Below are 13821 nucleotides of genomic sequence, written 5' to 3' on the forward strand. Positions count from 1 at the left end.
GGCGTTTTTTTTTGAGGAGGAAAAGAGATGGAAAATCGATTACCTGATCCAATTAGGGTCGTCGTATACATGATCAAATGGTTATTGATCACATTGCTATTGGGAATTTTTATGGGAAGTTTATCAGCCTTTTTTCTCAATAGTTTAACATGGGTTACTAATATACGCCTTGCTTCACCCTGGTTGTTGTTTCTTTTACCAGTAAGTGGTGGAATTTTTGCTTTTTTATATAGTAAGTACGGAGGAAATTCTGGTAGAGGAAATAACTTAGTGATTGATCAAGGAAATGGTGGGGAAGAAAAAATTCCTTTACGCCTGATTCCTTTAACGTTATTTGGAACGATTACCACCCATTTATTTGGTGGTTCTGTCGGACGAGAAGGAACAGCTGTGCAAATGGGAGGCGCTTTAGCAGAAAATTTAGCCCGTCTCTTTCAGTTAAATAAAGTGGAACGGGAGTTATTGGTGATCAGCGGGATCAGTGCTGGTTTTAGTTCCGTTTTTGGTACGCCTCTGGCTGGAACACTATTTGGGTTAGAAGTTTTAGCAATTGGAAAAGTTAGAACAGAAGCCTTATTTCCAAGTTTTTTTGCAGCACTGTTTGCTAACTTTGTGACTGAAAGCTTTGGGGTGAAACATATCCATTACCCTATGGGGACGATTCCAAATTGGGATGTATCTCTTTTCTTTAAATTATTCGTTGCAGGCATTGCTTTTGGTCTTATTGGTTGGGTATTTAGTCGTTCGATCGTTTTTTTGAAAACTTGGTATGCCAAAAGAATGGCTAGTCCAGTTCTACGTAATTTTATTGGCGGAGCTGTGGTCGTCATCGCAGCGCTCTTATTGCAAACCCAAAGATATTTGGGGCTCAGTTTGCCTTTGTTAACTGATGCCTTTAATGGTACCGCCCATTTCTATGATTTTCTTGGAAAGCTTGGATTTACTGTCTTGTCTTTAGGTGCTGGTTATCAAGGTGGAGAGGTAACTCCTTTATTTGAAATTGGAGCGACATTAGGTGCTGCTCTAGCACCAATCTTACATGTGTCCATTCCTTTTTTAGCAGCCTTGGGATTCATTGGCGTCTTTTCAGGAGCAACAAATATACCCATTGCTTGTTTTGTTATGGGAATCGAATTGTTCGGTGGACAAGCAGCCAGTTATTTCTTTATGATCTGTCTGGTGAGCTTCATGTGTTCTGGTAATAGTGGAATTTATTCAGCACAAAAAGTAGTAGTGAAAAAGGGAATTCTTTTCCTGCCAATGATGGGAAGTCAGAAACAGTCTGAGCGATCTAAAGGGAGAACGAAAACACGAAAATAGTTGTTGCAAAAGGAAAGATTACAAAAAGTAAAAGGCATTTGGGGGGCACCCAAATGCCTTATTTAAATAAAGATGCTCAAAGCTGCGAATAATACGGTAAATAGCACGATTAAGCCACCAACGATCAAGTGTCTTTTTTTGTGCAGAACCAAGATGGCGATATATTCTCGCAAAAATGCATTCGGCAAGTAGTAAAAGGCAGTTTTCGCTCCGATTCCATCCGCTTTTAAACCAGCTTGCTTTGCATAAAGACCTGCACGGAAGATGTGGTAATTATTAGAAGTGAAAATCGCTCGATATGGCCCACCAGTTTGTTGATCCATGAGTTCTTTAGAAAAACGCATATTTTCTAAAGTTGTCTTTGAATTGGCTTCCACCAAGATATCTCTCTCAGGAATGCCTTTAGCTAAAGCATATTGCTTCATCGCAATTGCTTCCGGCACTTTTTCATCTGATCCTTGACCACCAGACATCAATAGAATAGGCGGGTTCAAGGTTGCTTTACTTTGTGCCCAATAAAAGGCGATCGCTTTGTCGATTCTTTTTGCTAAAAGAGGGGATACCGTTTCGCCATTGAGTAGACCAGCCCCTAAAACAATAATGTAATTTTGGTTGTATCGTGGACGGTTGAACTGATACAAAAAAGAAACGGTTATAAAGTTATAGAAAACCACAAAAAGATAAAACAGAATCAATGGGACAGCCGTGAATAATACATTGAACCATTGTGGGAAATATTGGATAAAGAAGATTTGAAATATAGTATATAACGTCAAAAAGATTGCTAATAATAAAGTTAAGAGATTGGCTAATGAGCGAGATTCTCTTTTTAAAACTAATAACCCGTTCCAAAATAAAAAAACGATCAAAATGTAAACGCCAAATAACAAGATCAACAAAACGGGGATAGCAATTATTGCAAATAAACCACCAATAAAAATATTTTGTGTTTCAAGCAGCAAGGTGACTAAGTAGCCACCAAAACTAATTAAAAAGAAATTAAACAATACCCCGTTCAATAGTTTGCGTTTTTCAGTAAAATAGGAGAATGCAAAAATACTGAAAAAAACAAGTGGGATCAAAAAGTAAAAGGTGGAATAAAAAATTTCCAAAACAATGAAGTAAGTGACCATCATCATAAATGTCCAAGATCCACAATAAAAGAACAGAGCAGGATCACTTTGACGACGGCGCCAATAAAGAATACCGGTAAACCCTAAAACATAGAGAACCAAGAAAGTCAGGTCTCTTGTCAAATTCATAGAATTAACTCCTTTCGTTTAATGAACACGAAATAAAACGTGTTTTGTTTAGGTTGATACCAATTTACGCAAAAACGATTGATTGAAAGATAAAATCAATAAAATTGACACAACCTTTACTATTATAGCTAAAATTAGAAAAAAAAGCTGTTCTGAAAAATTAAAAACTAAAAAAGGAAAACTTGGGGCATGTAGCAAGGATTGTTAGATAAAAGTACACCTCCTAAGTTAGACAATGACATTCTGACTTAAGAGGTGTACTTAAAATTCTACGTTCTACTTGTTGGTATTTTAGCTGGATTAGAACAAATTACTAAAAAAATCAGTAACATGTCGCCAACCAATCACAAAGATATTTGCTTTTTCAACTGATTTAGCAGTAATAATATCTGTGGTTGGTTCTTTATTGTCTTCCAAATAGCCCAGTGAATCATCGGCTAAGGTAATCGTTGCTGTCCCTACCTTCATACCTTTATTGACGGGGGCTGCTACTTGATCATTCGTTACGACTTTTTTATCAAGGGTAGGAGTAATTTTTAATTTACCAGTATCCATACCATTTCTTACCCAAACTTTTACAGGATTTTTTAAGGCAACAGCTACTGAAGTTTCTTTGCCATCTTTCACTGCTAAGTTTTTTAAATCTGGAATACTTGCATTGGACTTTCCAAGTTCTTTAATTGACCAATTATCATAGCAGTAATCCATTAAACGTCCGGTTTCGTTGAAGCGGGCACTTGGATTTGTAGCATGGTCATCGGCATTTAAAACAACCGTAATGACTCGTCTACCATCTTTATTGATCGTTCCAACAAAACAAGCACCAGCAAATTCAGTTGTACCAGTTTTTAAGCCATCTACGCCTTCTTTGTAGTTAACAAACCCAGAAAGCATCCAATTCCAATTCACCATTTCGACAGGAGACTGAGTCCCTTCGCCGAACGTTTCATTAGTAGTATTTGTCACTTTTAATACCTCAGGGAAATCTAAGATCAAGTGTCTGGCAACGATCGCAACATCTTTGGCTGACATTTGGTTTTCTTCTGTTTCCGAGGTACCTTCAGGACGATTCTCACCGAGATAGGAATTATTTAATCCAGAGGCGTTCACAATCGTTGCGTCGTTAATACCCCAATCTTTTAATTGTTTTTTCATCAATTCAAGAAACTTTGTTTCACTGCCAGCTATTTTTTCTGCTAAAGCTACCATTGAGGCGTTAGCAGATTGAATAAAGGCTGAATCAAAAAGTTCTTTGACCGTATAGCTGTTCTCTTTGTGTAAAGGTACGTTTGACAAGTCAGGAACAACGCTCAATTTTTCAGCATAATCTGAAATTGGCACTTTTTCATCCCAAGTCAGTTTTCCTTCTTTTACTTGATCAAGAACGATATAAAGACCAATTATTTTGGTGATTGAAGCAATTCCCATTGGTTTTTCTCCATCTTGATCATAAAGGATCTTACCACTCTCTGCATCAACAGCAAAAGCGGCTTTTGCATTGACTTTGAATGATTCGTCAGCGTGAACTGCTGTGATTGGTAAAATCGCAGCGAGGCACAAGATCAAACTTGTTAATAACATGAACAATCGTAATTTTTTTTGAGGCATTTTTTTCTCCTTGTTTTCTAATAGTTTTCCTATAAATTAAAATTTTATCAAAGAGATAGAGTAGTTTCAATATTTCTGATAAAAACATAATAAAAGATATTTATAGAAAAAGGAGAAAAGTGGTTACTTCTCTTGATCTTTGCTACGAATTTTTACCGGTTGCGCTTCTGGTTCATTCAATCGAGAAGCAACAAAAATAGTAACAGCAGTTAGGGTTAATAAACTGAAGATCATGAATATGTGCATGTGATCACCTCATTCATTTATTTTCTATTAGTGTAGCAAAAAGAATTGAATTTCTTTTTAAGAAATGAAAGGAATGATTGAGTAAAGTATGAAATAATTATGAAATTAATTAAATAAAACAAAAATAGAAATAAGTCGTTTTATTAAAATTCGTTTTATTATCTCGAAAAAATTTGTTGTGGTAGACTTTACTTATAGTAAAGGAATGACTTTTTTTAGGAGGGATACGATTATGACAAAAATGGCGAAAGAATTATTGTCACAGCTGACTTCAGAAGGTGCTACAGGCCCATTCGTCACGATTATGTTGAACACCCATGTCGCACATCAAGATGTAGAAAAAGATCAAATCAAGTTCAAAAATTTTGCGAAAGAAGCAAAAAAACGGTTTGAAAAAAAATATGCTGAACATGACTGGTCCTTGTTCCAAGAAAAAATCACTAGTTTGTTAGAAGATGCTTCATTTTGGCGAAGCGCTACAACAAGCGTTGCTGTCATCTTATCTCCAGAACATACGTATATCCATCGCTTAGGTATTCCTGTAGATGACCAATATTATGTGAGTGATCTGCCATATCTTCTAGCGATTATCAAAAATAGTCACTTTAACTACGCTTATTATCTACTAGGATTGAATCGTGATTCAATGAAGTTGTACGAAGTAAACAATAAGCAGGTAACTGAAGTAAAATTACCGGAAGATGCACCGAAAGATGTAGTAACAGCTTTAGGTTCGGAGTTAACAGGTGGCGGATTAAACTATACTTCAAATGGTAGTGAGGGAGCTACGTTTCATGGTGTCAATCCAAAAGATGAGGAAGTAGAGATCGACTGGGTCAATTATTATCAAGCAGTTGATGATTATCTTAAGGATACCTTTGACAATCCTGAAAAACGCCCAATTTATCTCTTTGCGTTACCGGAAAACCAAACGATGTTCAAAAAAATCGCTAAAAATCCGTACTATTGTTCTGATGTGGCGATCTCTGCCTCACCTGCACAATTATCGTTAAAAGAAATCGAAGCAGGAGCTAAAAAACTTTCTGAGGAATTAGCTGCGAAAGAAGCAGAAGGGTATAATCGTTTGTTAGATAAGAAATTTATCGATCAACTAGTAGATATCGTTCCAGCTGCTAAAGAAGGGAAAATTTCTCACTTGTTTATTGCTACGTCTAACTTAGTGGATGGATTTGGAGAAGATCCAGAAACAGAGTATGACCGCCGTCAAGTTTTAAATGAATTGGCAGATAATGTCATCATGAACGGAGGACAAGTAGTCATTCTTGAACAAAAAGAGGCACCAGATGAGAAAAGTTTAGTAGCAATCCTTCGTTACTAATAGAGTGCCATGAGATTTTGCATTTTGAATAAAGAAATGAAAGAGCACGACTGGGGAAATTTTTTCCTCAGTCTTGTTTATAGTTAAAAAATAAAAAGTAGAAGAAGTCGATTCAACTGGTGTTATTTTACTATCAACTATCGTTCTTATGGGGAATCTTATCAAAAAAAATCGTTAGAGAAAGTCTGAATTATAAGGAAACGATTCCATAATTGTTAGGACGGAATACAGAGATATCACTCTTTTTCTCGTTTTTGTCAGAAAACACCAGATGAAAAGGAAAAAAAGAAGGGAAAATAGTGGCTATTTTGTAACCGATATGATATATTAAGAGTGTAGTTTTTGTTCGGTAATCTGTGGCATGTTTCAAATAAACATCTTCCAGATATACACCATTCAAGTAATTGCAAAATATGTGTTGAAACACAAGGAGGATTTTTATTATGGAAACAGGTACAGTAAAATGGTTTAACTCAGAAAAAGGTTTTGGATTCATTACAGCAGAAAACGGTAACGATGTATTCGTTCATTTCTCAGCTATCCAAGGCGACGGATTCAAAACTCTTGAAGAAGGTCAAACAGTAAACTTTGACGTTGAAGAAGGTCAACGTGGCCCTCAAGCAACTAACGTTGTTAAAGCTTAATTAATTGATTTGAATAAAAGCTCGATAACTACATTGTAGTTGTCGAGCTTTTTTGTTTTGGATCAATCACAAAGTTAAATAAGTTCTTCAGATAAGTGGAATTGATTCTGCATCAATAGGTAGTTGAGTAATCAGCCGGTAGTTAAGGTGATCAGATGATTTAGAAAGTGAACCAATAATATAAAGGTTTTTTTCATAAATGGAAAGAGAGATTAAGAAATTTTCTGGTGATTGTAGTATAATCGCAAGAGAACATTTAAAGGCAAGAGAAGAGGAAGTAAATTTGAAATCAAAAACTTATGCAGTTGTCGATATTGAAACGACTGGGACAAATCCAAAAGAAGATCGCATTATCCAATTTGGATGTGTCATGATTGAAGGTGGTCGAATCACTTCTCGTTTTTCGATTGATATTAATCCCGGACGCAAGATTTCCAAACAAATCCAACATCTGACAGGAATTACCAATCGTCGTGTCCAACAAGCACCTTATTTTGAAGATGTGGCCGCAACCATCTATAATCTGTTGGCGGATACGATTTTTGTTGCTCATAATATTTATTTTGATTATAACTTTCTTAATCAGGAGCTATTAAGGTGCCAAACACCGGGATTAAAGATTCCTGGCATCGATACTGTTGAATTAGCTCAAATCTTCTTGCCAAGTGAGCCAAGCTTTCGATTGGCTGATCTGTCAGAGAGTCTAGGCTTTATTCATGAAAACCCACACCAAGCTGATAGTGATGCCGAAGTGACTGCCCAACTTCTTCTATTGATTGAAGAACGGATGCGCCGCTTACCATTAGTCACATTAGAAGCCATTTATGCATTAAGTGGGCAAACTGGAATGGATACAAGTCGATTTATTCAAAGTGTGATGGAAGAGATGAGAGAACAACCTCAGCCGTTAAACGAAGAATTAGAGATAATCGATGGGTTAGCTTTGCAAAAAAAAGAAGTAGATCTTTATACCAGCATTCATTACAACGAGCAAGTTTATCCTAGAAAGAAACAAGCTAAAGAAAAGATATTTGGGAAAACATTGATGTATCGTAAGGAACAAAATCGCTTGATGAATGCAGTATACGACCATTTTACCAAAGATGAGTCCAAAGATTTGATGATTGAAGCCGCTACTGGAATGGGAAAAACGATCGGGTATCTACTCCCACTCAGCTATTTAGCCACTCCTGAAAAGCCGGCGATCATCAGTACTGTCTCACTGGTACTCCAGCAGCAGATCTTGGAGAAAGATATCCCATTGTTAAATCAATTGTTGGATCAGCCGATTCAAGCAACAGTGATTAAAAGTTATCGCCATTATATCGATTTACAAAGGTTTAAAGCGACCCTTGAAGCGCCAAAAGAACAAAAACAGTATTTACTTTACCAAATGGCAATCCTTGTTTGGTTGACTCAAACAAAAACCGGTGATTTAGACGAATTGCATTTGACCAACTTGAATCATCTTCTTTTTAGTGAGATTGCCCATCGGGGGACTTCATTTTTAGCTAAAAATCAACCGTTTTATGCACAAGATTTTGTTCGTTTTTTAGAGAGAAAGATCCAGCAAAGCAATTTTTTGATTGTGAATCATGCCTTTTTAGTCCAAGAAACCCAAAGAAAGCGACCATTGTTACCAGAGAGTCCATATTTATTGATCGATGAGGCGCATCATTTGCCTGATATTGCAGAGAAAGTCAATGATCGCCGCTTAAGTATTGCGTATTTTTTCAAACAAATCCAACAGTTTAACGAATCGGATCATTTGTTTGACCGGATCAAAGCGTATTTACCAGAAAACCACGAAGTTCAACGTTGGTTAGAGATTTACCAAGAGGAGTTAAACGCACTTAACGAAGCGCAAATTTTTCTGGCAGAAGGACTGAATCAATTTGCGGCAAAGCAAACAAACGGTCAGTATCCAGAAGAAATGATGGTTACTCAAGAAATGCTTTCGCAGTTACCATTTGAGTCGAGCCTTGCAATTGACCATCTCCATGTGTTTTATCGTGAAATCAAACAACTACAAGACCAAATGCGCTTAAGTTTGACAATCATTCAAGAAAGCTGGACGAAACAAATGCGCATTGATTTAGCCACTCTTTATCAATTATTCGATCAAATGGAAAAGCAAGCAACTTTGATGGAACAGTGGCTGGAAGATTGGCATGAAAATTTGATCCATTGGTTTGTTCCCAACAAAACGGCGCAACAAACGATTTTTCATCTTCACGATTTCAAGGCAGCCTCACTGAAAAGAACAGTTTGGTATCCGCGCTACACGCATATTTTATATATTGGCGGCACGCTTAAAGTGGGACCGAATCGTCAGTATCTTGCGAAACGTTTAGGAATTGAAGGTACACCATTGAAAGTGATCGCATCTCCTTATGATTACGAAAAACAAGTCCGTATCTATGTACCCAAAGAAGCACCGTCAATTAGTCAAGTTGATCAGCAACAATACGTGGACTATTTGTCTCATACGTTGTCTCAATTGATCTTACAAGAAAAGCGGCCAATCTTGGTTTTGTTTACGTCACATGATATTTTACAAAAAGTTTATCAGGCGATTCATTTATCCATGTTAGAGCAAGGACGGGAAATCTTAGCCCAAGGGATCGGCGGTAGCCGACAGAAATTGTTGAAACGATTCATGCTGTCTGAAATGAGTGTTTTATTTGGAGCTGATAGTTTTTGGGAAGGTGTGGATTTACCGGGGGATGCTTTACAGATTGTCGTGGTTACCCGCTTACCTTTTGACAATCCGTTACGACCGATGGTGAAGGCAAGGAATACCTATCTTGAATCAGAAGGAATCAACCCATTCTATCAAGAATCGATCCCTAAAGCTGCTTTAAAATTGAGACAAGCCTTAGGAAGATTGATTCGTGGTGAAGAAGATCGAGGCGTTTTATTGATTCTGGATCGTCGATTACTGTCTGCGAAATACAGTAATCGGATCTTGCAGGCCTTACCGAAGAATATTACGATCAAAGAAGAAACATTGGACGATATTTGCAAAGATATCCCAAAATTCTTAAAGAAAAACGAAGAATAAACTTCTTCAGACAATCTATTTTCGCATGAAAAATCTGCTATAATAAAACTTAGCGAATATAAAAGGAGCGACGATCCTTGAAGAAACAATCAAAACAAAAGCAAGAATCTCCGAAAGAAAAAACAATTAATCATGTATTACTAGGGTTGATTATCGCTTTATTAGCGATCATCGTATTTAGTTCGATTTTTTATTTACGTGCGAGCCGCCCAAGGATGCAAGCCAAACAAGAAGCAATTGAGATTGCTAAAAAATACGCAGGACTTGAAGAAGCAGATCACTTTTATTGGTTTACTCGGAATCATACTTACTTTTCTTTGACTGGTAAAAACGATAAAGGGCAAGAAATTGCGGTCATTATTCCTAAATCGGGCGAAAAGGTCAAAGTATTAGCTCAAAAAGATGGGATAACTGAACAAGAAGCAAAAGAAAAAATTGCTCAAGCTCATCCAGAAGTCCAAATCGAAAAAGCTTCACTAGGAATGTACGATAATCAAGCTGTCTGGGAAGTTGTTGGAAAAAATTCAAAGGATCAATTCAATTATTATTTGCTTTCTTTCGAGTCAGGGAAAGAAATAAAAACTATCACTGGAATATAATTTGTAAAGGATGAGTAGGATGAAGCTGTCAAAAAGAGTACAACAATTAGAACCTTCTGTGACGCTTGCTGCAGCAGCAAAAGCAAAAGCTTTAAAAGCACAAGGAAAAGATATCTTAAGTCTAACGGTCGGAGAACCTGACTTTGCAACGCCCGAAAATATCCAAGAAGTGGCGGTTCAGGCAATTAGAAACGGCAAAGCAAGTTACTATACGCCGAGCGCAGGGATTCCTGAACTACGCCAAGCAATTGTCGATTATATCAAGGAGTACTATGGGATCACCTATGAACCTTCTCAAACGATTGTAACGGATGGTGCAAAATTTGCGTTATATGCCCTTTTTCAGACGATTTTAGATCCTGAAGATGAAGTGATCATCCCAGTACCTTATTGGGTAAGTTATGGAGAGCAAGTAAAATTAGCAGAAGGTCGACCGGTATTTGTTAAAGGCGAGGAAAACAATGGATTTAAAATAACTGTTTCCCAGCTAGAAGCATCACGAACCCCTAAAACGAAAGCATTGATCATCAATTCTCCTTCGAATCCGACAGGAATGATCTATGATCAAAAAGAGCTGCAAGCAATCGGAGAATGGGCTGTCAAACATGATATTTTGATAGTTGCAGATGATATTTATGGACGTTTAGTTTATAATGGCAATGAGTTTACTCCAATTGCAACAATCTCTGAATCTATTCGTAAGCAAACGATCATCATCAATGGGGTCTCAAAAACTTATGCAATGACGGGATGGAGAATCGGCTATGCTTTGGGGAACCAAGAAATCATCGATGGGATGATTGCAATTGCTTCTCAATCAACAAGTAATTCAACAGCAGTCAGTCAATATGCTGCGATTGAAGCGTTGACTGGTGAGCAAGATCCAGTGGAAGAAATGCGCGTGGCATTTGAAGAACGCCTAAATATCTTATATCCACTTGTTTCAAACTTACCTGGAGTGACACTTAATAAACCACAAGGTGCTTTTTATTTGTTTCCGAATGTAAAAGAAACGTTGGCTATGTGCGGTTATGAGAATGTCACGAAGTGGGTAGAAGATCTATTAGAGGAAACGGGTGTTGCTTTAGTAACTGGTGAAGGATTTGGTGCGCCAGAAAATGTGCGATTAAGTTATGCAACGGATCTTGGAACTTTGGAAGAAGCAGTCCGACGTATTGCGCAATTTATTGAGAGTAAAAGTCAAATATAATCCTAATAATTAAGGTAGAGCGAAGGAGAGTCATAAGTGGAAACAATTCAAATCATTGATTCGAAAAATCATGTAGGAGAAACAGTAAAGATTGGCGCTTGGGTAGCAAATAAACGTTCAAGCGGAAAAATTGCTTTTCTACAACTAAGAGATGGAACGGCTTATTTTCAAGGAGTAGTTGTGAAAAGTGAAGTTCCAGAAGAAGTATTTCAATTAGCAAAAAATCTTCACCAAGAAACATCAATCATCTTGACCGGAGAAATCCGTGAAGATAGCCGTTCAAAATTTGGCTACGAAATCGGGATTAAGACAATCGAAGTTGTCAGTGAAAGTCATGATTATCCCATCACACCTAAAGAACATGGAACTGATTTTTTGATGGATCACCGTCATTTATGGTTACGTTCTTCCAGACAACATGCAATCATGCAAATCAGAAATGAAATTATTCGTGCAACATATGAGTTCTTTAATAACCATAACTTTGTCAAAATCGATCCTCCAATTTTAACTGGTTCTGCACCAGAAGGAACGACTGACTTATTTGAAACGAACTATTTTGACCAAAAAGCGTACTTATCACAAAGTGGTCAATTATATATGGAAGCTGCAGCGATGGCTTTTGGTAAAGTATTCTCCTTTGGTCCAACATTCCGTGCAGAAAAATCAAAAACACGTCGTCATTTGATCGAATTTTGGATGATTGAACCTGAGATGGCATTTACACATCAAGAAGAAAGTCTAGAGGTCCAAGAACAATATGTTGCTTTCTTAGTACAAAATGTATTGGATCACTGTGATTACGCATTAGATGTCTTGGAACGAGACAAAGAAGTATTGAAAACTTATACGAAGTTACCATTCCCACGTATCTCTTATGATGATGCGATTGAATTATTGAAGAAAAATGGGTTTGATGATATTGAGTGGGGCGATGATTTTGGTTCTCCGCATGAGACATTCATTGCCAATTCATTTGAACAACCCGTATTTATCTTGAATTATCCAAAAGCAATCAAACCTTTCTATATGAAACCACATCCAACTCGTGAAGATGTAGTGATCTGTGCCGATATGATCGCACCAGAAGGATACGGTGAGATCATTGGTGGTAGTGAACGGGCAACGGATTATGAATTCTTATTAGAACAGATCAAAAATCATGGTTTAGACGAAAATGAATATTCTTGGTATCTTGATTTGCGTAAATATGGTTCAGTGCCACATTCTGGATTTGGATTGGGCTTAGAGCGAACAGTTACTTGGATCGCAGGTATCGACCATGTGCGTGAAGCAATTCCATTCCCACGTTTGTTAAACCGTATCTATCCATAAAAATGAAATAGCTGGTTCAACCACAAAAAACTGCAGAAAGTGGCCTCTTAGGAGGTTAACTTTCTGCAGTTTTTTATAACTTAGTCAGTTTGTAATGGCTCTTTTAAAGCTTTAATTAATGGTTGGATCGTTGATTGCTGAAGAAGCAATTCTAAGGTACGAATCTCTCTTAGCGAAGGATAATTGTCTAAAAGTAGCCAGTTTTTCTGAGGAGCTATTGGAAGATTAGAAATCCAGTAATCGATGGAATCTGCATTTTGATCGTTCATTACAGAATCTTGGACATCAATGATTTCAAAAACTGCGTACTCATTCAATTTCGTTTTAAGAAGCGTAATCAGTAATTCACTATGTACTTGGTCGTAGGTAAAAGCAAGACCAATTTTTTTCTTCTGTTGATTTTTTCTAATAAGTTCCTTTAAGTGTTTATCATAGATAATTGTAAGATAGAGCCATTCATAAAATAAAGGATCATCATTTATTTCATTTCTGAAAGTGATCAATTTTTGTAACAGTCGGTTAGCAGTATGGGCAGAAAAGCGCCCATTTTGCTTAAAAAATTCAATCACAAATCGTTTTTTTTGATCATTTAACAAATATTTGATTTTTCCAGACAAAGTTAGTGATTGATCGATCGAATAATGGAGCTCGATTTCTTTATTTTCTCCAAATAGCTGGTAGAGTTCAGTTGTCAACTGAATCAAGGATTGCTTTTTCCCTTGCATTTCTAGTGAAAGCTTTGGTTCTTTCATCATTGACTGAAATGTTAAGAGATTTGATTGGACGACACCCGTATATGAAAGCTTGAATACTTCTTTGAAGTGTGCATAATCAATGACGATTCGTGAATCATCAAATGGTAAAGTTGCTGAGGATATTGCATTTTTATCCGCTGATTTATAATAAGTCGTTGATTTTTGGATATGGACACTAAGCTTAATAATCACCCAGATCCAGCTACTTAATCGTTGTTGTTCTCGAGAAGTAGAGAAGTTGGGCAATTCGGTAAATGCTTGCAACAGTTGATCAAGAATTAATTGTTCTTTCGGAAGAATATATTGAGTATTAGCGTGATATTTTTCTGAAAAAAAGACATAAAAAAACTGATATAGTTTAGATGAATCTCCTGTAAAGTAGAAAGGAGAGTCAGTCAGACAAATATCATGGCAGTTCAAAAAATCAGCTACTTGTTTT

The 13821-nt window shown here is 36.9% G+C and carries 11 protein-coding genes; 7 read left to right on the forward strand and 4 right to left on the reverse strand.

The genetic code is table 11. From position 1 onward, the window contains the following. The first annotated feature begins 27 nt into the window (after positions 1-27). On the forward strand, positions 28-1320 hold the full coding sequence (locus EHR_RS08435; protein ID WP_014834531.1) for a voltage-gated chloride channel family protein: 1293 nt from the start codon (positions 28-30) through the stop codon (positions 1318-1320). A gap of 62 nt (positions 1321-1382) precedes the next feature. Here EHR_RS08435 and EHR_RS08440 read toward each other — a convergent pair whose 3' ends face one another. From EHR_RS08440 to EHR_RS14615, 3 genes are all read right to left on the reverse strand, one after another. Continuing rightward, positions 1383-2582, reverse strand: coding sequence for a YdcF family protein (locus EHR_RS08440; protein ID WP_010718504.1), 1200 nt, complete (start codon positions 2580-2582; stop codon positions 1383-1385). Positions 2583-2882: 300 nt separating this feature from the next. Beyond that, entirely contained in the window at positions 2883-4190 is a 1308-nt protein-coding gene (locus EHR_RS08445; protein ID WP_010737937.1) for a serine hydrolase, read from the reverse strand. Between the two features lie 123 nt (positions 4191-4313). Beyond that, positions 4314-4436 (reverse strand): hypothetical protein, encoded by a 123-nt coding sequence (locus tag EHR_RS14615; protein ID WP_010737936.1) that lies wholly within the window; start codon positions 4434-4436, stop codon positions 4314-4316. A gap of 232 nt (positions 4437-4668) precedes the next feature. Here EHR_RS14615 and EHR_RS08450 point away from each other — a divergent pair, with 232 nt between their 5' ends. From EHR_RS08450 to asnS, 6 genes are all read left to right on the forward strand, one after another. After that, positions 4669-5775: a baeRF6 domain-containing protein gene (locus EHR_RS08450; protein ID WP_010737935.1), complete on the forward strand. Its 1107-nt coding sequence runs from the start codon at positions 4669-4671 to the stop codon at positions 5773-5775. 443 nt (positions 5776-6218) lie between these two features. Then, positions 6219-6419, forward strand: a complete 201-nt coding sequence (locus EHR_RS08455) for a cold-shock protein (RefSeq protein WP_005875554.1) — start codon at positions 6219-6221, stop codon at positions 6417-6419. 283 nt (positions 6420-6702) lie between these two features. Next, positions 6703-9483 carry a helicase C-terminal domain-containing protein gene (locus EHR_RS08460; RefSeq protein ID WP_025480520.1) on the forward strand — a complete coding sequence of 927 codons (2781 nt, stop codon included), beginning with the start codon at positions 6703-6705 and terminating at the stop codon, positions 9481-9483. A gap of 77 nt (positions 9484-9560) precedes the next feature. After that, positions 9561-10082 carry a cell wall elongation regulator TseB-like domain-containing protein gene (locus EHR_RS08465; RefSeq protein WP_010718499.1) on the forward strand — a complete coding sequence of 174 codons (522 nt, stop codon included), beginning with the start codon at positions 9561-9563 and terminating at the stop codon, positions 10080-10082. A 19-nt stretch (positions 10083-10101) separates the two neighbouring features. Continuing rightward, positions 10102-11292, forward strand: a complete 1191-nt coding sequence (locus tag EHR_RS08470; RefSeq protein WP_010737933.1) for a pyridoxal phosphate-dependent aminotransferase — start codon at positions 10102-10104, stop codon at positions 11290-11292. Positions 11293-11328: 36 nt separating this feature from the next. Beyond that, entirely contained in the window at positions 11329-12627 is a 1299-nt protein-coding gene (asnS, locus tag EHR_RS08475) for an asparagine--tRNA ligase (RefSeq protein ID WP_010718497.1), read from the forward strand. An 80-nt stretch (positions 12628-12707) separates the two neighbouring features. Here the strand turns inward: asnS and EHR_RS08480 are convergent, their stop codons facing one another. Continuing rightward, positions 12708-13802, reverse strand: a complete 1095-nt coding sequence (locus EHR_RS08480) for a hypothetical protein (RefSeq protein ID WP_014834532.1) — start codon at positions 13800-13802, stop codon at positions 12708-12710. Between the last annotated feature and the right edge of the window lie 19 nt (positions 13803-13821).

The sequence above is a fragment of the Enterococcus hirae ATCC 9790 genome (assembly GCF_000271405.2).
Taxonomy (GTDB): Bacteria; Bacillota; Bacilli; order Lactobacillales; family Enterococcaceae; genus Enterococcus_B; species Enterococcus_B hirae.

Excerpts from the sequence above, each read along its gene's own strand:
- EHR_RS08435 (WP_014834531.1), top strand. The coding sequence starts at position 28 with ATGGAAAATCGATTACCTGATCCAATTAGGGTCGTCGTATACATGATC.
- EHR_RS08440 (WP_010718504.1), bottom strand. The coding sequence starts at position 2,582 with ATGAATTTGACAAGAGACCTGACTTTCTTGGTTCTCTATGTTTTAGGG.
- EHR_RS08455 (WP_005875554.1), top strand. The coding sequence starts at position 6,219 with ATGGAAACAGGTACAGTAAAATGGTTTAACTCAGAAAAAGGTTTTGGA.
- EHR_RS14615 (WP_010737936.1), bottom strand. The coding sequence starts at position 4,436 with ATGCACATATTCATGATCTTCAGTTTATTAACCCTAACTGCTGTTACT.
- EHR_RS08470 (WP_010737933.1), top strand. The coding sequence starts at position 10,102 with ATGAAGCTGTCAAAAAGAGTACAACAATTAGAACCTTCTGTGACGCTT.
- EHR_RS08450 (WP_010737935.1), top strand. The coding sequence starts at position 4,669 with ATGACAAAAATGGCGAAAGAATTATTGTCACAGCTGACTTCAGAAGGT.
- EHR_RS08445 (WP_010737937.1), bottom strand. The coding sequence starts at position 4,190 with ATGCCTCAAAAAAAATTACGATTGTTCATGTTATTAACAAGTTTGATC.